The sequence below is a fragment of the Dechloromonas sp. ARDL1 genome (assembly GCF_051122455.1).
Taxonomy (GTDB): Bacteria; Pseudomonadota; Gammaproteobacteria; order Burkholderiales; family Rhodocyclaceae; genus Azonexus.
This window is the reverse complement of sequence record NZ_CP168939.1, coordinates 569330-593446: the sequence shown is the minus strand read 5'-3', so window position 1 is coordinate 593446 and position 24117 is coordinate 569330. Positions and strand designations below refer to the sequence as shown.

The following is a 24117-nucleotide window of genomic DNA, read 5'->3' as shown; positions in this document are numbered from 1 at the left end:
CCGGCCGCCCTACCAACTCGGCCCGGCGGCACCGGGCATGAAGCGGATCGGCGCGACTTCGACCTTGTCGAGCACCAGCTTGCGATTGATGCGCTCGGCCATCTGCTCCCGGGAGGGAATCGGCAGGTCATACACCTCGTCGAGCAAGCGACGGAAGCGCAGCAGCCAGACATGCGTCAATTCAACCAGCGCCGCGTAAAAACGGGTACCGCATTGCATCGATACCCGTTGCGCGAAATCGGGAAACCAGTAGCCGAGGTGCTCGTCGATGAAAGCCGCCGCCGATTTCAGGTCGACGGTCGGATCGACGAGGATGAGGCGCAAATACTGCAGCTGCAGCACGAAATGGTCGTCGAAGCGGTTGCGCCAGTCGACCGCCTGTAACCCGGCTGCCGCGTAGAGCTCCCGCAACTCGAACATCGGCGCCGCGCAGGCCAGATGGTCGTCGGACAACCAGACGGATTCGTAGGGCGAGGCGCCCAGGCTATTGTTCAGATAAATCGCCGCAAAATCGGCCGCCAGTTCATCGAGGGACTCCTCCTCGTTCAAGGCATCGGCCATGTTGGCGTAGGCGGCCCGACCATCGTCGCCTGCCGGCGGCAAAGCCAGGCCGTGCGGGAAGTCGGCAGACCGCAGCGCGCCGATGAGCGCCCCCTCCAGCTCCCGATCGTGCAGGCGGATCAATTGATCAAGATCGTCGGCCAGCGCGACAAACAGTTCATTTTCCATCGATCCGTCCCTTGCTGTGAGGAATGAAGGCAATCGACGGGCGCGTCAGCTCCGGATTGGCCATATTCTTGACTTGCTTGACCGGTTTATCGTTGGGCCCCATTGCCGTGGTCTTGAACGCCCCCTTCCATATTTCCTCGATCGGCCCGATATCCAGCACCCGCATCATGCAGGCCATCACGCAATAAGGTTTGCGGCCGGCTTCCAGTTCGTCGATGCACATGTTGCATTTCTTGATCACCAGTTCCTGCGGATCCCACTGCGGCGCACCGTAGGGGCAGGCGGCCTCGCATTTGCGGCAGCCGATGCACAGCGTCGAATCGATATCGACCACGCCGTTGTCGGCCCGCTTCCAGATCGCCCCGGTCGGGCAGGTCGGCAGACAGGCCGGTTCGGCGCAGTGGTTGCACGCCATGTTGACCTTGTAGGCATGGACATCCGGAAAGCTGCCGCCCTCGACGTACATGACGCGCCGGAAGCGCGGCCCCGGCGGCAAGCCGTTCTTGTCCTTGCAGGCGATTTCGCAGGCCCGGCAGCCGATGCAATCGACGTTGTGGTGGATAAACCCGAGCTGGACGGCCGGTTTTACCGGCTCGTAGGTCTGCGCAACCTTGCGCTCGATGGCCGACTTGAGTTCCTGCTTGTCGATCTTCTTGACCATTACTTGTCCCTCCGGAAGATGACGGAGCGCGAGGTGGCCTGGGTATCCCAACCCGGGTGATGTTCAAGGCTGGTCTTCTTGAAATCGACCAGGATGGTGTTGTAGGCGAACGCGCCGGCCGGGCTCGGCTGGTCCAACGTCAGGAAATCCGGGTTGCCAGCGCGATCGGTGCCGTCCTTGGCGAGATCCATCCATGCACCTTCATAGAGCACGACGACGCCCGGCATGCAGCGCTCGGTCACATACGCGGGAACGACCACCCGCCCGCGGTCGTTCCAGACCTCGACAATATCTCCGGTAACGATGCCGCGCGCCTTGGCATCGCGGGCGCTGATGGTGATTTCCTGCTGGTAGGTTTCGCGCAGCCAGGGAATGTTGTGGAAGATCGAATGGGTACGCCAGCGCGGGTGCGGCGTGACCATATGGAAAGGATAGGTCTTCGCCTTCTCGTGATTCAGCGACTCGAAGGGCTCGATCCACTTCGGGATGTAGGGGATTTCGTAGCCGTACTGGGTCTTCGTCCAATCCTTGATGTTGGCCAGCGTAGTGGAGAGTATTTCGATCTTGCCCGAGGGTGTCTCGAATGGCACGCCCTGGCTGATCTGTTCCTCGAACGCGACATGCGGCTTGTCGAAGGTGAATTTGTAGACCCCGTGCTTCTTGAAGGTCTCCCAGGACATCTTGACGCCCTGGTGCGCCTGCACCTTGTTCTTCCACCAGTCGGTCAGGTAGGCCTCGTCGGTCGCATCGTTGTTCTGGAAATAATCGCGCTGCGACTTGGGGTTGTAGCGCTTGCCGAAATTCTCGACGCTCGGATCGAGCTTCTCGATGCGATAGGCCAGCTCGGTAAATACCTGGAAATCGGTCTTCGACTCGCCCAGCGGCTCGATGACCTTCGGCCGATGGATGTAGTAGTGGCCCTTGTACCAGGGCAAGGCCACGTCCTGGCGCTCGAAGTGGGTGGCGATCGGGAACAGCACGTCGGCCCACAGGCCGGACGGCGTGATGGTCGAATCCATGCAGACGACCAGTTCCAGCTTCTTGATCGCGGCGATTTCCTTGTTGATGTTGGTCAGCTGGTTGAACCAGTCCGAGCCGTGCCAGAAGATCGCCTTGATGTTGGGAATCTTGCCGTCCAGCTCGTCGTTGCGCGGCCAGCAGCCGATTTCCTCGCGCTTCACGTTGGGGTAGTTGAGCACGCAGTGCGCCCAGCGATCCGACTTCAGCGAGGCGTACCAGACGTTGGCGTACTTGTCGTATGGGTAGGCCACCGCTTCAGCGTGCCAGCCCTTGCCGACACCCTCGGCGCAGCCGCCCAGAATGCCGATGTTGCCGGTCATCGCCTGAAGGGCGGCGGCCATCCGGTTGTATTGCTCGCCGTACGATGCGCGCCCCGGCGCCCAGCTCGCCTTCAGCGCGGCGGGCTTGGTCGTGGCGTACATCTCGGCCAGCTTCCTGATATCGGCCGCCGGCACGCCGCATATTTTCTCGGCCCACTCCGACGTTTTCGGCGTGCCGTCGTACTTGCCGAGGATGTAGTCCTTGAAGTTCTCGCGATCCTTGAACTGCTCCGGCGTCGTGCCGGCATCCATCCCCTGGCAGAACTTGTCGATGAACTTCTGGTCCTGCAGGTTGTTGGCAAAGATATGGTGGGCCATGCCGGCGAGCATCGCGGCATCGGTGTTCGGCTTGATCGGAATCCACCAGGCGTCGTAGCTGGCCGCCGAGTCGGTGTATTGCGGATCGACCACGACGAACTTGCAACCGCGCTGCTTGGCGAGGCGCATGTAGTAGAAAGTGTTGCCGCCATGGAAGGTGTAGGCCGGGTTCCAGCCCCACATGATGATCAGCTTGGAGTGCGCGAAGGCGTCATCCTCGTTGCCGTCGGTGATGGTGCCGAAGGTCATGCGCGAACTGAAGGTCGTGCCCTGATAGCTGGGCACCGACCATGAGTTGGTGCGGCAGCCGAACATGCCGAGGAAACGGGCGAGCAGCCCCTCGATCTGGTCGGATTTGTGCAGCACGCCATAGGAGGTACCGGCATACGCCTGGTCGAGAATGGCGGTCGGTCCGTATTTCTGCTTCAGGTCGACCATCTTGCGGGCCACGTAGTCGAGCGCCTCATCCCACGATACCCGCTTGAACTTGCCCTCGCCGCGTTCGCCGACGCGCATCATCGGGTAGAGCAGCCGCTCCGGCGAATACAGCCGGCTGCGATAGGAGCGCCCGCGCAGGCAGGCGCGCAGTTGCGGCACCTGCTCGCTCTCGAAACCGAACTTGCCGCCCTCCTGGTAACGCCCGTCGTCAGTACTCAGCCGAACGATCACATCGCCCTTCTTGTGCGCCACCAGCATGTGGCGCGAACCGCAATTGTGGTCGCAGGAGGTCACCACGGTGGTCAGTTGGTCGTCACGCGGGTAGGGCTCGTAGGCGAAGGCCTTGGCCTCCTTCTCACCGCTGCCGAGTTCAACCAGCCCGCTGGTCGTCGCCACGGCGGCGCCGGCCCCGACGGTCTTCAGGAAATTGCGGCGCTTGGGGTTGAGGAGATCGAGCCAGTTTGTTTTCTTGTCCATGGTCGTTCCTGCTTATTTCTGGGTCACAACGGGAAGCAGAAAGCGTGCTTCCGATTCGGTCGGGCGGTCCTTGGCCCAGTCGGGCACCTCGGGGGCCATGCCCTCCCAGGCGTGGCGCGGATAGGGATAGCTGATGCGGTACCACGAGCGGCCGCCGTGGCAGCCGTAGCAGGTATCCGCGTTTTTCGCCCCGGCCGCCTCGATGGCCTCCGCTTTCAGATAGCTGACCTGATGGCGCTTGGTACGGATTGCCGCATGGCAGGTCAGGCAGCTGTTGCCGAACATTTCTTTGCTCTCAAGCCATGGCGAAGGCAGGCCCATGACCTGGATGTTCATCTGGCCGTGGCATTTCAGGCAGGTGGTTTCCGGATTGACCTGTTTGCGCAGCGTGAAGGCATCGGTCGATTGCGGCATCGCGGTCGCCGACGAGCCGGGCGCCTCCTCGCGCGGGTCGCTGCCCTGGTGGCAGGTCGTGCAGCTCAGGTTCATCAACTCCCTGGCCATCGGCGTCACCAGATGGCGGCGATGGAACGTATCCTGCTCGCCGGCATAGGTGCTCAACCGCTGGTACCAGGCCTTGCTGGCAGCCGCCTTGATGCCGACCGGCGAGGTCTCGCGCACCTTGTCTTCGAGCACCTCCCGGTGGCAAGCCAGGCACTGGGCGTCAGTCGCCTTGTCGATCGCCGGCTTGAAATGGATCGGGTCGTAGGTGGCGCGCAGATGGTCCTTTCCCGAGTTGACCGGGCCTTGGGCCGCAATGGCGGCCGTCTGCGCTGGCTGACGCAGTTGCAAACCCAGAAAGATGCCGACTGCTGTCGCAATCGCCACCAGCGCCAGAATCAGAATGCCGGTCTTGGGGCTTTCCATGATCAATCTTTCTTGTTGTCGTTGTCGTGCAGTTGGCGAATATCGTAGCGCCCCTGCAGATTGGGCCGGTTGAACGGGGTATACCAAGCCCCCTGGTCCTTCAGGAAATCGACCCCGGTTCGCGGTTCGCCTATCCCTTTCAGTGCCCGCGCCTTCCAGGCTTCACTTTGCTCGAAACGCTCGACAACCGGCGCACCGGCTGGCCGTTGATAAGGCTGCAAACCGGCCACCCCATCCGTCTGTGCCGATGCCGCGGCAGTCAGGAAAAACTGTCCGATCAGGAAAACCCGGATTTTGATCTTGCACGTCACGATGCATGACTCCATCGAAAAAAGGGGCGGAGAGAAAGTTACCTCCGCCCCATTGTGGCACCGGGTTCGTTATTTCTTGCCCTGCATGCCGCTCATGCCCTTCTGGCCCTCCATACCGGACATGCCGCCCATACCGGACATACCTTTCTGGCCTTCCATACCGGACATGCCCTCCATGCCTTCCATACCGGACATCCCACCCATGCCGGACATGCCCTTCTGACCTTCCATACCCGACATACCGCCCATGCCGGACATGCCTTTCTGGCCTTCCATACCGGACATCCCCTTCTGTCCCTGCATGCCGGACATGCCGCTCATCCCCTTTTGACCTTCCATGCCGGACATGCCTTTCTGCTCGGCATGCACGTTGGCGGTAGCGGCAGCCAGGGAAACGAAGGCAACGGCAGCCATAGTCGACAATTTCTTCATGTAGGTTCCTCTCATGTCATTAGGTATTCGCCCCGCCTCCTTGGCAAAAGCGGCCCCGGTAGCGACCGGGACAGTATGCCTAACGCACATTCCGGACCATCTCGAAGCAAAAGCACATGCAATTGATTACATTGATTTTTTATCAAACAACGCAAGCAGGCCAAATCGCCATACTGCCAAATTGTCAGGGCACAATCGCGTACATTCCCGCAACCTATTGATTCCAAACAAATCCGCACCATGCCATTTTGGCAGGCGCTCAGAAATCCAGTTCGTACAGCTTGATCAGGCGGTAGATGTTGCGTTCGCTGATGCCCAGGACAGCGGCCACCTGCGCCCGATTACCGGCATGCCGAATCAGGCTCTGGCGCAGGCATTCGCGCTCGACCTCGGCCAACTTCGGCTCATGCTCGAAGGCGTAAATCACCGCATCCTCACGGCGCGACAGCAATGGCCCGAAATGTTCGGGGCGGATGCGCTCTTCCCGTCCGGCCAGGATCGCCGCCCGCTCGATCAGGTTGCGCAGCTCACGCACGTTCCCCGGCCAGTCGTAGGCGACCAGCAGCTTTTGCGCCTCGACGGTCAGCTTGCGTTCGATACCGCGCGAGAAGCGCTGCAGGAAATGCGTGGCCAGCAAGGGAATGTCGTCGCGCCGCTCGCGCAAGGGCGGCACCTGGATGACGAAGCTGGCCAGGCGGAAATACAGGTCGCTGCGAAAACCGCCGGACTGGCTCAACTCGGCCAGGTCGCGGTTGGTTGCCACGACAAAGCGCACATCGGCCTTCAGCGTCTTCGCCCCGCCGACCCGCCGGAAGGTGCTCGTCTCCAGCACCCGCAACAGCTTGGCCTGGTTGGCCGGCGAGGTTTCGCCGATTTCGTCGAGGAACAGGGTGCTGCCCGCCGCCTCCTCGATCAGGCCCTTTTTCTGGCGGTCGGCACCGGTGAAGGCGCCGCGCTCGTGGCCGAAGAGTTCCGATTCGAACAGCGTCTCCTGCAGCGTACCGCCGTCGATAGTCACCATTTCCCGCCCGGCCCGCACACTTCCCTCGTGCACGGCCTGCGCCACCATTTCCTTGCCGGTCCCGGACTCGCCCTGGATCAGCACCGTCGCATCGGTCGGCGCGACGGCTTCGATCATCCGCTGCAGCGCTTCCATCGCTTTCGAGCCTCCCACCAGCGGCCCCGGCCGACGGGATTCGAGCTGGCGCTGGTAGAAGGCGTTCCGGCTGCGCAATTCGGCGCTGGCCAGTTCGCGGCGAATGGTGATTTCCAGTTCGTCAAGGCTCACCGGCTTGGTCAGGTATTCGACGGCGCCCGCCTGGATCAGGCTGACCGCATTGCGGATCGAGCCGTAACCGGTGAGTACGATGATCGGGAACTGGGGCGACAGGGTTTCGACCAATTGCGGCGTTTCGGCGTCGGGCAGCTTGAAGTCGAGAAAAAGCAGGTCGGGCTCGCGCTCGGCCAGCACCCGCGAGGCCTCGGCCCAACTCGTGGCCCCGATGGCTTCCAGTCCCATATCGCCGATCTGCTCGACCAGCAACTGGTTGAAGACGCGGTCGTCGTCGACGACCAGAATCAGTTTTTTCATGCCTCCACCTTTGCGACCGGCAACGCGACACGGAAGATCGTCCCCGTCCCTTCGCGACTGACCACGTCGATACGACCGCCGTAGCGCTCGACGATGCTCTTGCAGATAGTCAGTCCAAGACCAGTGCCACCTTCGCCATCGGCCCGACGGCTGTAGAACGGGTCGAATATGCGGCCGAGGGCCTCGTCGGGAATGCCGCAACCGCTGTCGATTACCTCGAGCAACGCCTCGCTCTCGCCCCCTCGTGTCCGCACCGTCAATTCGCCCCCCTGCGGCATGGCGTGATGGGCATTCTGCACGAGGTTGAGCACCAGCATGCGCAGATCGCTGTCATCCGCCAGTACGCGCGGTTCCGCGGCGTCGAGGTCGAGATGCTGGACAATGCCGTGGCTGCGGGCATCAAAGTCGAGCAGGCTGACCGTATCGCCGACCGCGCGGTTGAGATCGACGATCTGCGGAATCTGCTGCGGCAAACGGGAGAGCAGCAGCAAGCGCTGGGTAATGCCGGTGCAGCGGTCAATCTCGACGCTCATCATCTCGAGATAGCCGAGCAGCCGCTTGGGATCGTCCTGCCCGTTGCGCAAGCCGCGCAGCAGACCATCGACCGCGAGGCGCATCGAACCGAGCGGATTGTGGATTTCATGGGCAATGCCGGCCGCGAGCAGGCCGAGCTCGGACAGGCGCTGCTCCTGCGAATGGCGCACGGCCTGCGAGAGATCGATGATCGATTCGACAATCAATGCCTCGCCTTCGTGTTGCAAGCGCACGGAATGCACCTCGACCGGGAGTTCCCGGCCATCGGCGGCGCGATGATGGTGGCGACACTTGAGCGCCTGTCCATCCTGCCGCAGTTCGTGTACCGGGCAGATAACCATGGTCGGCGCGCAGGGCGTTTCGCGGGCATGGCTGGAGCGATGGCAGGCCTGGCCGAGCACCTGCTCCGGGCTCACCCCCAGTTGCCGGCAGTAGGCGCTATTGGCCGCCAGCACCCGGAAATCGCGCTGTCGGATGACGCGCACCCCGTCGGGCAGGCCATCGAGCAATTGCTGCAGGTACTGCTGTTGCTTCTCGGAACGACCGATCTGCTCGACCAGGCGTTCCGCCATATGGTTGAAGCTGGTCGCGAGACGCCCCATTTCATCCGCCTCGCCCAGCGGCGCGCGAATCGACAGATTGCCCGCCGCCAGCGCATTGGCCGTTGCATCCAGTCGGCCCAGCGGCGCGATGACCCGGCGGCGCAACAAGCGCCAGACAGACCAAAGGGTCAGGCCGAGCACCGCGATGCCGGCCGCCGAAAACAGCGCTGCGCTGCGGTAAGCAGCCTGGCGGATGGTTCCCGCATCGTAATCGACCACCAGGATTCCATTGACCGGATGCAGATCGATCGGCCCGTGGCAACCGATACAGGGGAGTTGGTTGGGCACCGGGTTGATCGAGCGCAGCACCTCGCCCCCCCCATCCCCCTCGACGAAACGACTGACCGGAACGCCCGGCTTCGTCGCCGCGGTCAATTCGGGAAATACGCGCCCCAACCGGCCGTCAGCCGACGCGAAACGCACCTCGCCATGCGGCGCCAGGATCATCACACCGGCGATGCCCGGCTGTTGCCCCAGTTGCCGGACGATATCGCGCAACCCCGGCACATCGCGCTTGAGCATCGCGTTTTCGAGTGCCACCCGGAGCAGACGGTTCACCTGCTCCGAGGTGGTCGCCCGCTCTCGTTCCAGTTGGTCGCGATAAAGTCCGAGAAAGAGGATGCCGAAGAGCAGCGAGGCCCCGCCGGCAACCAGCAACACCTGGCGGAGGATACGGCGCGACAACGACATTCCGGCTCCTCCCCGCAGCCCCGCTCAGCGGGCGACCGGCCGCCCCGGGTCGGCGCACCACTCGCTCCACGACCCGGCATAGAGTCGCGAACCGGGCAAACCGGCAATCTCCATCGCTACCATGTTCAGGCAGGCGGAAACACCGGATCCGCACTGGTGGATGACCTGGTCGGGCGGCGATCCGGCGAGAAGCGCCAACCACTCTGCTCGCAACTGTGCCGCCGGCTTGAAACGGCCGTCGGCCTGCAGGTTGTCCTTGAAGAAACGGTTCACGGCACCGGGAATGTGGCCGCCGACCGGATCGATGGTCTCGTTCTCGCCGCGAAAGCGATCCGGCCCGCGCGCATCGACCAGATGCATGTGCGGCGTCTCGATACGTTCCAGCACGTAATCGGCCTTGACTTTCAGATCGCGGGGGCGAGCCACGAAAACGCGCGGAACGGGCGTCGGCCGCAGGTCGGTCAGCGCACCGCCCGCCGCCTGCCAGGCCTGCAAGCCGCCGTCGAGCAGCGCAACCGCGTCATGCCCCAGCCAGCGCAGCAGCCACCACAAGCGACCGGCAATCATCCCCTGGGCATCGTCGTAAACCACCACCTGCGTCGTGGCGCCAATCCCGATATCGCCCAGGTAGTGCGCCAGTTGCTCAATGTCGGGCAAGGGATGGCGACCGTTGCTGCCGGTCATCGGCCCCGACAGGTCACGGTCGCAATGCAGGAAGACCGCTCCGGGAATATGGCTCGCGGCGTAGGCACGTTCGCCGTAGCCGGTATCCGACAGTTGGTGGCGCACATCGACCACCAGCCAGTCGGGATCGTCGAGATGCGCCCGCAGCGTGGCGACATCGACCAGCGTCGTGTAGCTCACCGCCTACTGCTCCAGCCAGCCCTTCGCCTCATCGGCGTTGTCGAAGACCTCGACATCGGCATTGACGAAGGTCTGCGATATCCAGGCGCTCCAGGTTACCCACTGGCTGTCGGTAACCACGGCGATGCGCTTGAAATCATTGGCGTGCGCCCGCGAGAACTTGACCTCTTCCCAGGCCACATCCAGGGTCAGGCCGGCCATCTGGGTCAGGTCGAAGTACAGGTCAACCGGCCCCTCGAACCTGACCTTGAAATTGACGACCTCCTCGAACTCCTTGTAATCGGCCAGTGTGAACTCGCCGACGACGGAGACATTGACACGGTTGGCCTGGTGGTCGATGACGATCATTTTTATGCTCCTCGCAGTCTTTGTGATTCCAGTTTAACCCGGAATGCCCCGTCTTGCGGTCCTTTCCGGAAAAGCCGGCGGCCTCGCCGAGGCGGCGACTCTTCGCTCCGCCCTGAGCGACGATCCGGTTTTTCCGATACCTTTCGCCGACCGGAAGTCCACAATGAAAAAAACGCGCGCCACGGGGCAGTGAGTGTCCGGACAGGCGACAAACAAAAGGAGTCTCGCAATGGAGTCGATCGGTACCTGGTGGATGTGGGTGGGATTTTTCGCCATCGTCCTCGTCATGCTCGCCATCGACCTGTTCGTTGTCGGCGGCAGCAAGCAGCATCGCGTCAGCGTGCGCGAAGCCGCCACCTGGTCGCTGATCTGGGTCAGCGTCTCCATGCTCTTCGCCGGCGCCTTGTGGCTCTACCTGGATGGCACGGCAGGCCGCGAGCTGGCCAACCAGAAAGCACTCGAGTACATCACCGGCTACCTGATCGAAAAATCGCTGGCGGTGGACAACGTCTTCGTCTGGCTGATGCTGTTCGGCTTCTTCGCGATTCCGCCGGAACTGCAGAAGCGCGTGCTGGTCTTCGGCGTCCTCGGCGCCATCGTCCTGCGCACCTTGATGATCCTTGCCGGCGTCTGGCTGATTGCCCATTTCCACTGGCTGCTCTACGTCTTCGGCGCCTTCCTGCTGATCACCGGGATCAAGATGTGGTGGTTCGCCGACGAGAAACCCGATCTGGCGAACAATCCGCTGATCAACTGGATACGCCGCCACGTCAAGGTAACCGACCAATTGCATGGCGAAAGTTTCTTCATCAAGCGGCCTGAAGCTGGCACGCTGGTCCGCTACGCCACGCCGCTCTTCCTGGTCCTCGTACTGGTCGAGTTTTCCGACGTGATCTTCGCCGTCGACTCGATCCCGGCCATTTTTGCCATCACCACCGACCCGTTCATCGTCCTCACATCCAACATCTTCGCCATCCTCGGCCTGCGTGCCATGTACTTCCTGCTCGCCGACATGGCCGACCGTTTCTCGCTGCTCAAGTATGGACTGGCTATCGTGCTGATCTTCATCGGCACCAAGATGCTGCTCATCGATGTCGTCAAGATTCCGGTGCTCCTCTCGCTGGGCGTCGTCGCCGGCATCATCGCGACCTCCGTTGCACTGTCGCTGCGTCGCAGCAACACTCCGGTTCCCAACCCAAAGCTGGGAAAGGAAATGTCATGATTCCACTGACCTACCCCACCAACCTTCTGTCGGCATACGCGCTACGCCCCGGGAATTTGCTGCGTGAGGTCGCGCCCCGGCAAGATCGCGTACCGCAGGATCAGCGCGTCGACCTACCGGAAATCCAGGAATCCTTTCGCGTCAGTTTCAGTGATGAAGCGCGCGCCTACGAAGCGAATGGCCTGGGTAACGAGCAATATCGGCCGGTACCGGCCGACGCGAACCCGCAAATCGCGCAAAAACTGCGTGCCTACGAAGTAGTCGCCGGACTGTAGTCGGCAATCCCGACGATCTCAGTCGCCTTCCGCCGGATTGGCCCGCGAAAAATGCGTTGCAGCCACGCCGGAAGCGACGATCAGCCCAATCGCCAACCACGACGAGGCAGCCATGACCTCGCCCCAGATCAGCATGCCGAACAGGCTGGAGAAGATCACCGTACTGTAGGCCAGCGCAGCCGACATCAGTGTCTTGCCGCGCGAATAGGCGCGGGTCATCGCCAGTTGGGCAGCGGTCGCGAAGCAGGCGACCCCGAGGAGGAACAAGCCGCTGCGCAGGTCCATCGGATGGATTTCGCTAAACAGCAGCCACACCCCGGCCCCGATCGACGACACCAGTGAAAAATAGAATACCGTGCGCGTCTCCGGCTCACCCCGCGCCCCCAGTTCACGCACGCTGAAATAGGCCATGCCGGCCAGCACGCCGGAACCGAGGCCGATCAGCCCGCCCGTCAACTGATCGGCATGGAATGTGGGCTTGAGCAGCAGGACGACCCCGACAAGGCCAAGCATCAAGGACGCAAGAATGCCCTTACGCATCCGCATGCCGGCAAATCCCAGATAGAGGGCAAGGAAAATCGCCGAGGTGTAGTTCAGCGTGACCGCCGTGGCCAATGGCAACAAGGTGATGGCATAAAAATACGAGAACAGCGCCGAGAAACCGACCGCGCCGCGTGTCACCTGCCAGCGCCAGTGCGCCGTCTTCAGCGATACGCCGCGCAGGCGGACCAGTCCGAACATCAGGATCAGCGAAATGAAACTGCGCCAGAACGTGATCTCGACCGCCGAATGCGTCGCAGCGGCCAGCTTGACGCAGACGCCCATGCAGGCGAACAGGAAGCTGGCGGCGATCATCCACAGGGCTTGCATGCAGCGGAACTCGAAAATGGAAAAGGGCGCCGGATTTTACCCCGACGCCCTGCTTCGGCGCTGCGCGGAATCAGCGCGCTTCGCTTATCTGGCTTCGATATCCTTCTGCATGATCCGGCGATAGAACTCGTGAAAGTGCTGCATGCCGTCTTCCATCGGGCTCTGGTACGGGCCGACCTCATTGCGCCCTTCGGCCAGCAATGCCTTGCGGCCACGGTCCATGCGCTCGCCGATGTCGTCATCCTCGATGGCGGTTTCCATGTAGGCGGCGCGCTCGGCCTCGATGAACTCGCGTTCGAAATCGACGATTTCCTCGGGGTAGTAGAACTCGACGACGTTCATCGTCTTGTCCGGCCCCATCGGCAGCAGCGTCGACACGACCAGCACGTGCGGATACCACTCGACCATGATGTTCGGGTAGTAGGTCAGCCAGATGGCGCCCTGCGGCGGCGTCTCGCCCCGGTCGCCGTAGTATTCGCGAACGACCTTCTGCCAACGGTTGTAGACGGCGGACGACGAGTCCTTCATGAGCGAGGTAATGCCGACCTTCTGAACGGAATACCAGTCACCGAACTGCCAGGTCAGGTCTTCGCAGGTGACGAAATTACCCAGCCCCGGATGGTAGGGCACGACATGGTAGTCCTCCAGATAGACCTCGATGAAGGTCTTCCAGTTGTAGTTGCACTCGTGCATCTCGACGTGGTCGAGCTTGTAGCCGGAAAAGTCGAGGTCGCGGGCAACTTTCATCCCGCCCAGGTCGGCATTGGCCGAGCGCGGCCCCTTGAACAGCAGGCCGTTCCAGTTTTCCAGCTTTGCCTTGTTAAGATTCAGGCAGGGATTCTGCGGAAAGTGCGGTGCGCCGATCAGCTCGCCACCCTGTTCATAGGTCCAGCGGTGGATCGGGCAGACGATCGGCCCGTTCAGCTTGCCGGCGCCCTGCAGCATGATCGCCTGCCGATGGCGACAGACGTTGGACATCTGCCAGATGCCGGCATTCGTGCCCTCGCTGCCGCCGTTGAGCAGCATCTGGCCGTGATCCTTCCACTCCAGGGAACGGTAATCACCCGCGTCCGGCACCATCAACTGGTGGCCGACGTAGCCAGGACCGGCATCGAAGATGAGCTTCTTCTCCAGCTCATGAATCGATTGATCGAAGTACCAGTCCACCGGCAGTTGGGAAACTGCGGGGGCCAAACGGGACAGATTCGCCACGTCAGACATTCCACGCTCCAGCGGGTTGAAAAAACAGGATTTTACCCCGCCCCGCATTTGACCTGAAGCCCCTGGATGGAGTATTTTCGCGTGTTTCCCCGAACCCCACTGACATGGATCAAACCCCCATCGCCGACATGAAATTCGAGACGGCCCTCGCCGAACTCGAAGACATCGTCTCCAGCATGGAAGGCGGCAAGCTCGAACTCGAAGCTTCCATCGCCGCCTACAAGCGCGGCATGGAACTGATGAAGCACTGCCAGGCCCAGCTTGCCGATGCCGAGGAACAGGTCCGCGTACTCGAAAACGGGGAATTCAAGACAGTCGATAGAAATACGCTGGAGGCCCAGTGAGCACCCTGCCCTTCACCGAATGGATGGCCGTCACTCAGGACCGTGCCGAAACCGCGCTCGGCCGCTTCCTGCCCTCCGGCGACAGCATCCCGGCCCGCCTGCATGAAGCGATGCGCTACGCCACGCTCGGCGGCGGCAAGCGCGTCCGCCCGCTGCTCGCCCACGCCGCCGGCGAGCTGACCGGCGCCACGCCGGAAGCGCTTGATGTGGTGGGCTGCGCCGTCGAGATGATCCACGCCTATTCGCTGGTGCACGACGACCTGCCGTGCATGGACGACGATGTGCTGCGCCGCGGCCGCCCGACCTGCCATGTCGAATTCGACGAAGCGACCGCCCTGCTGGTTGGCGACAGCCTGCAGACCATGGCCTTCGAACTGCTGGCCAGCCAGCCCCTCGGCGAGCCGAAGCAGCAGCTCGAAATGATCGCCTTGCTCGCCCACGCCAGCGGTTCGCGCGGCATGGCCGGCGGCCAGGCCATCGATCTCGCCTCGGTCGGCAAGCCGCTAACCCAGCCCGAACTGGAGTTGATGCACGCGCTGAAGACCGGCGCCCTGATCCGCGCTGCCGTGCTGCTCGGCGCCCTCGCCGGCCAACCGCTCTCCACCGACGAGCGCAGCAACCTCGACCGTTTTGCCAAGCGCGCCGGCCTGCTCTTCCAGGTTGTCGACGACATTCTCGACTGCACGGCGAGCACAGCCACATTGGGCAAGACCGCCGGCAAGGACGAGGCTGCCGACAAGCCGACCTACGTCGCCCTGCTCGGCCTGGAAAAAGCCCGCGCCTACGCCGACGAACTGCGCGCCGACGCCCGCGACGCCCTCGCCATCTTCGGCGACCGCGCCACCCGCCTGAACCAACTGGCCGATTTCATCTGCCACCGGCAATTCTGAGATGCCTTACAGCCTGCTCGATACCATCCACAGTCCGGCCGATCTGCGTCGCCTGGATCGCAAGCAACTGCCGCAACTCGCCGTTGAATTGCGCGCCTTCCTGATCGAATCCGTCTCCCAGACCGGCGGCCACCTGTCGTCCAACCTCGGCACGGTCGAGCTGACCATCGCCCTGCACGCCGTATTCAACACCCCGGACGACCGCCTAGTGTGGGACGTCGGCCACCAGTGCTACCCGCACAAGGTGCTCACCGGCCGCCGCGAGGGCATGGCCAAGCTGCGCATGCGCCACGGTGTTGCCGGCTTTCCGAAGCGCTGCGAAAGCCCTTACGACACCTTCGGCGTCGGCCACTCGTCAACCTCGATCTCGGCAGCCCTGGGCATGGCCCTGGCCGCCAAGCAGAAGGGCGAAGACCGCAAGGCCGTCGCCATCATTGGCGATGGCGCCATGTCGGCCGGCATGGCCTTCGAGGCACTGAACAACGCCGGCGTCGCCGATGCCGACATGCTGGTCATCCTCAACGACAACGAAATGTCGATCTCGCCGCCGGTCGGCGCGCTGAACAACATCCTGACCCGCCTGACTTCCAGCAAGACCTACAACGTCGCCCGCGAAGCCGGCCGCCACATGCTCGGCTTCGCACCGCCGCTGCTCGAACTGGCGCGCCGGGCCGAGGAACACGTCAAGGGCATGATCGCCCCCGGCACGCTGTTCGAGGAATTCGGCTTCCACTACTACGGCCCGATCGACGGCCACGATCTCGACGCCCTGATCCCGACGCTGGAAAACCTGAAGAAGCTCAAGGGCCCGAAGTTCCTGCACGTCATCACCAAAAAGGGCCAAGGTTACAAGCTGGCCGAGAACGACCCCATCCTCTACCACGGCGTCGGCAAGTTCGCCGCCGGCGAGGGCATCCAGTCGGCCAAAGGCTCCGGCAAACTGACCTACACCCAGGTTTTTGGCGACTGGCTGTGCGACCAGGCCAAGGCCGACTCCCGACTGGTCGGCGTCACCCCGGCCATGCGCGAAGGGTCGGGCATGGTCCGCTTCGCCAACGAACACGCTGACCGCTACTACGATGTCGGCATCGCCGAACAGCATGCCGTCACCTTCGCCGCCGGCCTCGCCTGCGAAGGCCTGAAGCCGGTCGTCGCCATCTACTCGACCTTCCTCCAGCGCGCCTACGACCAGTTGGTCCATGACGTCGCCCTGCAGAACCTGCCGGTCGTCTTTGCTGTCGACCGCGGCGGCCTGGTTGGCGCCGATGGCCCGACACACCACGGCACCTTCGACCTGTCCTACGTCACCTGCATCCCCAACATGGTGGTCATGACCCCGTCGGACGAAGCCGAGTGCCGGCGCATGCTGTCCACGGCCTATACCCTCGATTGCCCCTCCATGGTGCGCTACCCGCGCGGCAGCGGCACCGGCGCCCCCCCCTCGCCCGAACTCGATACTTTGCCGCTGGGCAAGGGCGAAATTCGCCGCCAAGGTCATGGCGTCGCGCTCCTCGCTTTCGGTCCCCTGCTCGGTGCAGCACTTCCCGCTGGCGACGAACTGGATGCCACCGTAGCCAACATGCGCTTCGTCAAACCCATCGACGAAGCGCTGATTGTTGAATTGGCCGGGAACCATTCCCTGCTCGTGACCATCGAAGAGAACGCCGTGATTGGTGGTGCCGGTTCGGAAGTCGAGCGGGTACTGGCGGAAAACAGGCTGACAGTGCCGGTACTGCGCCTTGGCCTGCCCGACCGCTTCATCGACCATGGCGAACAAGGCCAGCTCCTGTCCGAGTTGGGCCTCGACAAGGAAGGCATCGTGCGCACGATCCGTGAAAAACTCGGCGCCCGAGCCGACCAACAATAAATTACCGAGAGAACAGCGAATGAGCGCCCCCACCCCCAACATCCCCGACGTCCAGAACTCTGCCGACACACGCCAGATCGCGATCAACAAGGTCGGCATCAAGTCCATCCGCCACCCGGTCAAGGTGCAGGACAAATCGACCGGCGTGCAGCACACCATCGCCATGTTCAACATGTACGTCGGCCTGCCGCACAACTTCAAGGGCACCCACATGTCCCGCTTCGTGGAAATCCTGAACAGCCACGAACGCGAAATCTCGGTCGAGAACTTCCCGACCATGCTGCGCGACATGGTCGTCAAGCTCGAAGCCGAAACCGGCCACATCGAGATGAATTTCCCGTATTTCATCAACAAGACCGCCCCGGTGTCCGGCGTGCAGAGCCTGATGGACTATGACGTCACCTTCATCGGCGACATCAGTAACGGCGATATCGTCACCTCGACCAAGGTCGTGGTCCCGGTAACCAGCCTGTGCCCCTGCTCGAAAAAGATTTCCGAGCGCGGCGCCCACAACCAGCGCTCGCACGTCACCGTCACCGCCCGTACCAATGATTTCGTGTGGATCGAGGAAATCGTGCAACTGGTCGAACAGGAAGCCTCCTGCGAACTCTACGGGCTGCTCAAGCGCCCGGACGAGAAATACGTCACCGAGCGCGCCTACGACAACCCAAAATTTGTCGAGGACATGGTCCGCGACGTGGCTGCCCGCCTCAACGCCGAAAAGCGCATCGACGCTTATATCGTGGAATCGGAAAACTTTGAGTCCATCCACAACCACTCGGCCTACGCGCTGATCGAAAACGACAAGACCGCCCGCTAACGCCGCCGGGCCTGGGCAGGAACGCTCGCTTTCCTGCCCGGCAGCGCAACGACTGACAGTGCGCAGAACCCAAATTCCGCAGCCGCAATCCGACGGCCGTGTCTTCTACGACATGACTGAAGAGGACAATCCTTGCTTCAGCTGTGGCGCATGCTGTTACCACTACCGGGTTTCCTTCTACCACGGCGAACTCGACACCCAGCCGGGCGGTTTCGTCCCAGCCCACCTGACCAGTCCGGTCAGCCCCTTCCTGGCCTGCATGCGCGGCACGGAAACCGGTCGCGGACGCTGCATTGCTCTGCACGACGACGGTCACTGCGCCATCTACAGCCAGCGCCCATCGACCTGCCGGGAGTTTCAGGCCTTCCTCGCCGACGGCTCGCCGCACCCCGAATGCCAACGCTTGCGCGAACACTATGGCATAGGCCGATAGGCAATCCAAAAGCACCGCAACACCCCGTTTTGAACTGCCGAGCACCCGGTTTTATTTGGGGGGGTGGAAGCCAGCTCAAAGGCGGACGCCAAGTCAAAGCATAGCGGCATCTGAAATCTGCGGAAAAAAAGCGTGAACCGCTCGCTGGCCATGCCGGCAGCCTGAACAGTCCTTAAAAGGTGCTGTTTAATCCCCCGCCCCTGCCAGCGTTGACCCAAGTCAAGGCAAGGCGAATTTGCGTAGCAGCCCTCTCCTATCCCGCCCATGAATGGGAGTAGCATGACCAAGTAGCGGGTTGTCTTAGCACTCTTCAGGTTTGACTCTATCGTTTCATGCCAATCACAAGGAGAGACTCATGAAATCGCAGCGCACCTATCTGCTCATTGCCGCCCTGATCGCTGGATTGTTCGGCGGCTGTGCCCAAACCACGCAGTATTCCGACTCCCAGGCCCAAGTCCAGCAGGCCGTCAAGCTCGCTGACTACAACTGGGACAAATTCAATAAAGCGCAAATCGAGAAACTGCTCGCTACCCATGGCAAGGGCAGCGCCAACTACAACGCGGCCAAACCGCCCTACGCAGTGTTCGACTGGGACAACACGATGGTCTTCCTGGACATCGAGGAAGCCACGCTGATTTACCAGTTGGTGAACCTCAAGTTCAACATGACGCCGGCCCAGATGGACAAGGCACTGCGCATGAACGTCCCGACGAGCAACTTCAAGGCAGACTACAACAATGCTGCCGGCCAGCCGGTGAATCTCGATCTCGTCGTACCTGATGCCGTGGAGAGCTACACCTGGATTTACAACAACTACCAGGGACTGAAGGGGAAGATGCCGCTGGAGGAAGTGAAGAAGAATCCGCACTACACCAACTTCATCACCAAGGTACGTTATCTGTACGAAGCAATCGGCGACACCTTCGACGTCTCCATCTCCTACCCTTGGGTACTCTACCTGTTTACCGGACTGAACGAACAACAAGTCCGCAAGATGACACAGGAGACGACGGATTGGCAGTTAACCCAGCCCGTCGAAAAAGTGAAGTGGACCAGCCCTGCCTCCATTCCGGGCAAGGCGGGGGTCGTTTCCGTCAGTTGGAAAAATGGTTTGCGATTGATGCCTGAAATGCAGGACATCTTCCGCGCCTTCCGTGCGGCAGGCATCGACATCTGGATTTGCACCGCCTCCTTTGTCGATGTCGTCAAGGAAATCTCGTCCAATCCCAAGTACGGTTACTTCAGTCCCGACAACCGCGTGATCGGCATGGAACTCGAACGGGACGCCAAGGGAATTATCCAGACCGAGTTCCGCAAGGGCTACGATCAGACTCAAGGCAAGGGCAAAACCAAGGCGATTGAACGCTTCCTGGTGTCGAAGTATGGCTCCGGCCCCATCTTCGTTGCCGGCGACAGCGAAGGCGACATGAACATGATGCAGGATTTCGCCGACACCAAGCTGGTGCTGATCGTCAATCGCCTGAAGGGCAAGGACATCGACAAGCTGTCCCGCACTGCCGCTGCTGACTATGGCAAGGCCGACGCCAAGGTATTGCTGCAGGGACGCGACGATAACAAGGGGACCTTCATTCCCTCCCAGGCCCACGTCAAGCTGGGCGCCAAGGAAGGCCAAGTACTCAAGTGATTTCCTCCGGGAAGGCCGGCATGCGCCGGCCTTGAAAAAAAGGGCCGGCAACTTGCCGGCCCTTTTTTCTTACGCCACCGTCCGTCAGAGCAGGTGTTCGATCACCTGTTTGTGTGGCCGCGGAATGACGACCCGCTGCACCAACATCCCCTTCTCGCCCGCTATCTCGCAACCGGCACGCACTGCGGCCTCAATGTCGGCCACCTCGCCACTCAAGACCACATAACTCTTGCCGCCGATACCGAAAGCCAGATGCATGCGCACCGGCTCCACCGATGCAGCCTTGACCGCCGCATCGGCCGCCTCGATGCAGGAGGCAACCGAGTAGGTTTCGATCACCCCTGCAGCCCGCACCTCACCAATACTGTTCCCCCCCGAGATAGCCGGCATGATGGAGGGATGAATGCTGGGGATGATGAAATGATCGACCGCCGTCTCGGCAGCCAGAGCAATGGCGGCCTTGACCGACTGCTGGACAGCCGCCACATCGCCGCCAACCATCACGATGTATTTCCCCGGGCAAATGGCCTTGGCGATCAGGATGGACACATTGGCCGTCTTGGCCATGATGTCGCTGGCCTCGATACCCTTGGCAATGCTGGTGGTTTCAATCAATCCAATGGCATGCAACACAATGTTCTCCTTGGCTAGCGGCGGATGGTGATGGCGGCTGCCGTCACTTCGCTGACGGTACCGTCAATACTGGCATGGATGCGTGCGCCCAGGCTACCTTCGGGGATATCGCCGATCAGCTGCCCCGCTCTCACGGCATCACCCGCCTTGACCAGCGCCAACGCGGGGGCACCGATGTGCTGTTGCAGTTTGATGACGACTGTCGCCGGTCGGTGCACATCGGCCTGCATTGGCGCCGGCACGCTGTATTGCTGGATGGCCAGCCTGGCCAGCAGGCGCGAGATAGGCACCAGACGATACTCGGCCATCGGGTCGGCGGGGCGCAGTTCCCCTTCATACTTCAGCCCCTGTTCCCGCATCTGGGCCTTGAGCGCCATGTTTACCCGCATCGGCGAAATATCCACCGGGCAGGCATAGGCTTCGCAGACGGCGCACTCGGAGCATGTCAATGCCGAGAGCAGGGTCGATGGATTGCCTACGTGGTTATAGTTCAGCGAGCGGACAATGAGATGCGGAGGCAACTCGTGACCGATAAGGTGACGGGGGCACAGCTCAGTACATAGCAGGCATTGCTCACAGGTCGTCTTGGCAACGCGCAGGACCGTCTGCATGCTTTGCCGATGCCGGCGCACCACAATGTGCTCCTCCGGCAGGGCAATGATCGCGGAAGTCGTCTTGGTCACCGGATCGGAGAGATCGTGGAGCAAGTGCCCCATCATCGGCCCGCCGCCCACATAGGCCGCATTGGTCACGCTCGGTCCGCCGGCCAATTCGACCAGTTCGGCCATCGGCGTGCCCACGGGTACTGTAACGGTAATCGGCGTCCTGACGGCGCCCGTTACCGTCACCGGGCGCAGGATCACCGGATTACCCTCATCCACCGCCTGGGCGACGTTGATCAGGGTCATCACATTGCTCACGGCAACCCCCACGTCACCGGGTCGCTTGGCCGGTGGTACGCGGCGGCCAGTAGCCATCCAGATGGTAATCACCTCGTCGCCGGCAGGATAGACATCCTTCAGGTAATGGAGGCGTACATTCGCTGGCAGAAGGGGCTCCAGGGCGGCTATCGCCGGTTTGTACTTGGCCTTGAGGGCAATGATGCCCTCCTTCGCCCCCGTCGCTGCCATGCCATAACGCAAACCGCGCAGGAGTTCCTCGGCTCGCTGTGCCATGAGTTGCTGGTCCACTCGCAACAACGGTTCGCACTCTGCCCCGTTCACGATAAAAATTTCGGCCCGGGCTTCGAGCTTCACATGGGTCGGAAAGCCGGCCCCGCCGCCACCGACCACCCCGGCAGCTCTGACCTTGGCACTGATATCGTTCATCATCGTCATCCCTCTCTGACCGCGCGGCGTCGCCCTTGTCGCATCAAATCAGCCGGTGGGCAGGAAAATAGCGGCTGCCGGTCTTGTCCAGGCGACCATCGCCAACCCATTGATCAAGGATTTCACGTGCCGCAGCCGGCGCCATGTGGAAGCGTCGCGCCACGTCCTGGCAGGTGCGGCCCCGGGCAGTTGCGGCTATATAGGCCAACAGGGTCTCCGGCGACGGCGGTTCGCCAACCGCGCGCACCGCTACCGACTCATCCTCCAACGGAAATTGAACAGAAGCCGGAGCGGGCAAGGGCGATGCCTCGGACACCGACTTGACCAAGAGCACGCCCGGCGCCGGCTCCGCGCCTGCCTCCATTGGCAGCGCGGACAGCAGCGGAATGCTCACCGCTACGGCAGTCATGCCCTGAACAGCGCCCTCTTCCTTTATCGGAATGCTCGCGCCATTGCCAGCGTTCGGCTTGCTGGCTCCGCCTGACGAAGACAGAGGAGGCTCCGGCTCAAGATGCAGAAGGTCGAGGACCAAACTTTCCGTATCGACATCCGGCCGACCGAGAACCAGGATACTAAGCACCGTGCCAACCCTGGCCGCCGCGGCCTTTCCGGCATCCACCGCAGCACGGCAGGAGGCCAGATCACCTTCGACGACGACAGTGATCCACCCCGGTGAAATCACGTGCTGCTTGAGCAGACGCACGCTGGCAGCCTTGACCATGGCATCGCCGGCCTCAATGGCGGCGACCATCCCCACGACCTCGACGAAACCGATGGCGTCTACGCGCATGAGATCACCCGCAACGGATCGGGCAGGCCGCCACGTCGAGCACAGCAGCCGTGAAGGCATCGCAGGCAGCCTTGCAGGCAGCCTGGCTGCCGGTCATGAAGGCGCCGGAATAGTTGGTTTCCGAGGGTGGCGGCACATAGGTCACCAATGTCACCTCGGCTGCCTTGAGAGCGGCATCGATGCCGAAAGTGGCCTCCAGGGGCGGGGCGATCAGATAAGCCATCGGCGTCCCGACCTTGATCCCGGCAACTCCCGATAGATAAGTGCCCGTACGGGAAATGAGGTGAGAAAGAAAGGCAATCGATCCATCCTCGTTGGCACAACGGAAAGCCGGCCCGTCCTCGATGGTGGCGATAGCCGCTTCCAGTCCGGCACGCACCTCGCCCGGGGTCCGTCCGCCAAACATGATCATCACCTCGCCGGCGGTCGGTGAGGAACTGTGTGCAGCGCCAGCATAGAGCGAGCGCCCGTAGACCACCTCCACCTGGGCCTGCTTGGTAGCCTCGTCGGCGGCAATATAGGTGACATCGTCGGAGTCGGCGGTAAGCAGACCGAGACTATTGAAGTGCTCCGGCAATTTCAACTGCTTCTTGAAATCCGCCTGCAGGGAAGCGATCAGCCGAACGGCCCTGACGCTCGGCTTGATGATATCCATGATGGCCATGACGATTCCTTTCGCTTAACGATTGAGGGCGATGCCGCTGGCCTTCTTGTCCAGCATCTTCTTCGCCATGTCCACGATGACGGCGGCGGCCTCCACCGGTGGCGTGCCGGCCCGGTGGATATTGGAGATGCAGTTGCGGTCCGACTCCACGGTCTTGGCCAGAGTCGGGCTGTAAACCATGTAGCAGGAGAGACTTTCCGACTGCCCCAACCCCGGGCGCTCGCCGATTAGCAGAATCACCACCTTGGCTCCCAGCAGTTCGCCGATCTGGTCTTCCACCTTGACCCGGCCATGACGCACGAAGAAGGGAGTCCCGACGTCGAGGCCGGCACTTTCCAGGCCCTTCAGCAGGGGCGGCAGGATTTCGTCGAAATTGGCGGTAATGGCATCGGTGGACAGGCCATCGGAGACCACCACCTGCACTTGCGGATTTTTCTTGCACTTGGCCAGGATGACATCGACGGCTTCCTTGCACAGGCGCCGCCCGAGGTCGGGGCGGGTCAGATATTGGTCCTTGTCGGTGATTTCCGAATGGACTTCGAGGAGGCCGGTCTTCGTCACCCATTCCGAGGGAACCTCTTTCAACACCGTATCCTTGGAGCGTGAATGATCGGCCAGGAAACGCAGCAGCGTCACCGTGCGAGGGCGTGGGCCGGCCCGGCCAACAGCAATGCGTGCTGCCGTGTTGCGCCGCAAATCCTCCAGAACCTCCTTGCGATGGGGATTGCGTACGCCGATCCAGGTCTTGAACTCGTCGCCGCCCAGGTCCGCCAGACTCTCGCCATTCGCCTGCGGCGCGGTTGCTGCCGCCGAGCCACCCAAGCCGCTGGCCGAGGCACTCGTCTTGCCGCCCTCGGCAAGCTTGCCCATAACCGCGCGGACGATGTCATCAATCTGTTTCTGGTCCATGCTG

At 62.1% G+C, this 24117-nt stretch carries 25 protein-coding genes; 8 read left to right on the top strand and 17 right to left on the bottom strand.

What is annotated here, in order from left to right; all coding sequences use genetic code 11:
- Positions 1-9: 9 nt before the first annotated feature.
- The 10 genes from AB6Q56_RS02875 to AB6Q56_RS02830 form a co-directional block, all read right to left on the bottom strand.
- Complete coding sequence (locus AB6Q56_RS02875; protein WP_434515687.1) at positions 10-729, bottom strand: TorD/DmsD family molecular chaperone; 720 nt, start codon at positions 727-729, stop codon at positions 10-12.
- On the bottom strand, positions 719-1390 hold the full coding sequence (locus tag AB6Q56_RS02870) for a 4Fe-4S dicluster domain-containing protein (protein ID WP_434515686.1): 672 nt from the start codon (positions 1388-1390) through the stop codon (positions 719-721). The genes AB6Q56_RS02875 and AB6Q56_RS02870 overlap by 11 nt, the downstream gene beginning before the upstream one ends.
- Positions 1390-3963, bottom strand: coding sequence for a molybdopterin-dependent oxidoreductase (locus tag AB6Q56_RS02865; RefSeq protein ID WP_434515685.1), 2574 nt, complete (start codon positions 3961-3963; stop codon positions 1390-1392). The genes AB6Q56_RS02870 and AB6Q56_RS02865 overlap by 1 nt, the downstream gene beginning before the upstream one ends.
- 12 nt (positions 3964-3975) lie before the next feature.
- The gene (locus AB6Q56_RS02860; RefSeq protein WP_434515684.1) at positions 3976-4830 is read right to left on the bottom strand and encodes a hypothetical protein; all 855 of its coding nucleotides are present in this window, start codon (positions 4828-4830) and stop codon (positions 3976-3978) included.
- A 2-nt stretch (positions 4831-4832) separates the two neighbouring features.
- Entirely contained in the window at positions 4833-5141 is a 309-nt protein-coding gene (locus AB6Q56_RS02855; RefSeq protein ID WP_434515683.1) for a hypothetical protein, read from the bottom strand.
- A 69-nt stretch (positions 5142-5210) separates the two neighbouring features.
- Positions 5211-5573 (bottom strand): hypothetical protein, encoded by a 363-nt coding sequence (locus AB6Q56_RS02850; RefSeq protein WP_434515682.1) that lies wholly within the window; start codon positions 5571-5573, stop codon positions 5211-5213.
- 259 nt (positions 5574-5832) lie between these two features.
- On the bottom strand, positions 5833-7164 hold the full coding sequence (locus AB6Q56_RS02845; RefSeq protein ID WP_434515681.1) for a sigma-54-dependent transcriptional regulator: 1332 nt from the start codon (positions 7162-7164) through the stop codon (positions 5833-5835).
- Complete coding sequence (locus AB6Q56_RS02840; protein WP_434515680.1) at positions 7161-8990, bottom strand: sensor histidine kinase; 1830 nt, start codon at positions 8988-8990, stop codon at positions 7161-7163. Before AB6Q56_RS02840 ends, AB6Q56_RS02845 begins: the two co-directional genes overlap by 4 nt.
- Positions 8991-9014: 24 nt before the next feature.
- Positions 9015-9854 (bottom strand): sulfurtransferase, encoded by an 840-nt coding sequence (locus AB6Q56_RS02835; protein ID WP_434515679.1) that lies wholly within the window; start codon positions 9852-9854, stop codon positions 9015-9017.
- 3 nt (positions 9855-9857) lie between these two features.
- Positions 9858-10202: an STAS/SEC14 domain-containing protein gene (locus tag AB6Q56_RS02830; RefSeq protein ID WP_434515678.1), complete on the bottom strand. Its 345-nt coding sequence runs from the start codon at positions 10200-10202 to the stop codon at positions 9858-9860.
- A gap of 229 nt (positions 10203-10431) precedes the next feature.
- Between AB6Q56_RS02830 and AB6Q56_RS02825 the strand changes: the two genes are divergently transcribed.
- Both AB6Q56_RS02825 and AB6Q56_RS02820 read left to right on the top strand, forming a co-directional pair.
- The gene (locus AB6Q56_RS02825; protein ID WP_434515677.1) at positions 10432-11424 is read left to right on the top strand and encodes a TerC family protein; all 993 of its coding nucleotides are present in this window, start codon (positions 10432-10434) and stop codon (positions 11422-11424) included.
- Positions 11421-11699 carry a hypothetical protein gene (locus AB6Q56_RS02820; protein ID WP_434515676.1) on the top strand — a complete coding sequence of 93 codons (279 nt, stop codon included), beginning with the start codon at positions 11421-11423 and terminating at the stop codon, positions 11697-11699. The genes AB6Q56_RS02825 and AB6Q56_RS02820 overlap by 4 nt, the downstream gene beginning before the upstream one ends.
- 18 nt (positions 11700-11717) lie before the next feature.
- Here the strand turns inward: AB6Q56_RS02820 and AB6Q56_RS02815 are convergent, their stop codons facing one another.
- Entirely contained in the window at positions 11718-12569 is an 852-nt protein-coding gene (locus AB6Q56_RS02815) for a DMT family transporter (protein ID WP_434515675.1), read from the bottom strand.
- An 84-nt stretch (positions 12570-12653) separates the two neighbouring features.
- Positions 12654-13790 (bottom strand): aromatic ring-hydroxylating oxygenase subunit alpha, encoded by a 1137-nt coding sequence (locus AB6Q56_RS02810; RefSeq protein WP_434515674.1) that lies wholly within the window; start codon positions 13788-13790, stop codon positions 12654-12656.
- 104 nt (positions 13791-13894) lie between these two features.
- Between AB6Q56_RS02810 and xseB the strand changes: the two genes are divergently transcribed.
- The 6 genes from xseB (at position 13895) to AB6Q56_RS02780 (ending at position 19789) form a co-directional block, all read left to right on the top strand.
- A complete protein-coding gene (gene xseB / locus AB6Q56_RS02805) occupies positions 13895-14134 on the top strand; it encodes an exodeoxyribonuclease VII small subunit (RefSeq protein ID WP_434515673.1) in 240 nt (79 codons plus the stop codon).
- Entirely contained in the window at positions 14131-15024 is an 894-nt protein-coding gene (locus tag AB6Q56_RS02800; RefSeq protein ID WP_434515672.1) for a polyprenyl synthetase family protein, read from the top strand. The genes xseB and AB6Q56_RS02800 overlap by 4 nt, the downstream gene beginning before the upstream one ends.
- Before the next feature lies 1 nt (position 15025).
- Positions 15026-16891, top strand: coding sequence for a 1-deoxy-D-xylulose-5-phosphate synthase (gene dxs / locus AB6Q56_RS02795; RefSeq protein ID WP_434515671.1), 1866 nt, complete (start codon positions 15026-15028; stop codon positions 16889-16891).
- A 19-nt stretch (positions 16892-16910) separates the two neighbouring features.
- Positions 16911-17711: a GTP cyclohydrolase FolE2 gene (gene folE2 / locus AB6Q56_RS02790; protein WP_434515670.1), complete on the top strand. Its 801-nt coding sequence runs from the start codon at positions 16911-16913 to the stop codon at positions 17709-17711.
- 58 nt (positions 17712-17769) lie between these two features.
- Entirely contained in the window at positions 17770-18144 is a 375-nt protein-coding gene (locus tag AB6Q56_RS02785) for a YkgJ family cysteine cluster protein (protein WP_434515669.1), read from the top strand.
- A 355-nt stretch (positions 18145-18499) separates the two neighbouring features.
- Positions 18500-19789, top strand: coding sequence for a haloacid dehalogenase-like hydrolase (locus tag AB6Q56_RS02780; protein WP_434515668.1), 1290 nt, complete (start codon positions 18500-18502; stop codon positions 19787-19789).
- Between the two features lie 84 nt (positions 19790-19873).
- Here the strand turns inward: AB6Q56_RS02780 and AB6Q56_RS02775 are convergent, their stop codons facing one another.
- From AB6Q56_RS02775 to eutC, 5 genes are read right to left on the bottom strand one after another with little or no spacing between them, the layout of a single operon-like run.
- Entirely contained in the window at positions 19874-20422 is a 549-nt protein-coding gene (locus AB6Q56_RS02775) for a BMC domain-containing protein (RefSeq protein ID WP_434515667.1), read from the bottom strand.
- 14 nt (positions 20423-20436) lie between these two features.
- Positions 20437-21753 (bottom strand): 4Fe-4S dicluster domain-containing protein, encoded by a 1317-nt coding sequence (locus AB6Q56_RS02770; protein ID WP_434515666.1) that lies wholly within the window; start codon positions 21751-21753, stop codon positions 20437-20439.
- 40 nt (positions 21754-21793) lie between these two features.
- Positions 21794-22540 carry a BMC domain-containing protein gene (locus AB6Q56_RS02765; RefSeq protein WP_434515665.1) on the bottom strand — a complete coding sequence of 249 codons (747 nt, stop codon included), beginning with the start codon at positions 22538-22540 and terminating at the stop codon, positions 21794-21796.
- A gap of 4 nt (positions 22541-22544) precedes the next feature.
- The gene (eutL, locus tag AB6Q56_RS02760) at positions 22545-23204 is read right to left on the bottom strand and encodes an ethanolamine utilization microcompartment protein EutL (protein ID WP_434515664.1); all 660 of its coding nucleotides are present in this window, start codon (positions 23202-23204) and stop codon (positions 22545-22547) included.
- 15 nt (positions 23205-23219) lie between these two features.
- The gene (gene eutC / locus AB6Q56_RS02755) at positions 23220-24113 is read right to left on the bottom strand and encodes an ethanolamine ammonia-lyase subunit EutC (protein ID WP_434515663.1); all 894 of its coding nucleotides are present in this window, start codon (positions 24111-24113) and stop codon (positions 23220-23222) included.
- Between the last annotated feature and the right edge of the window lie 4 nt (positions 24114-24117).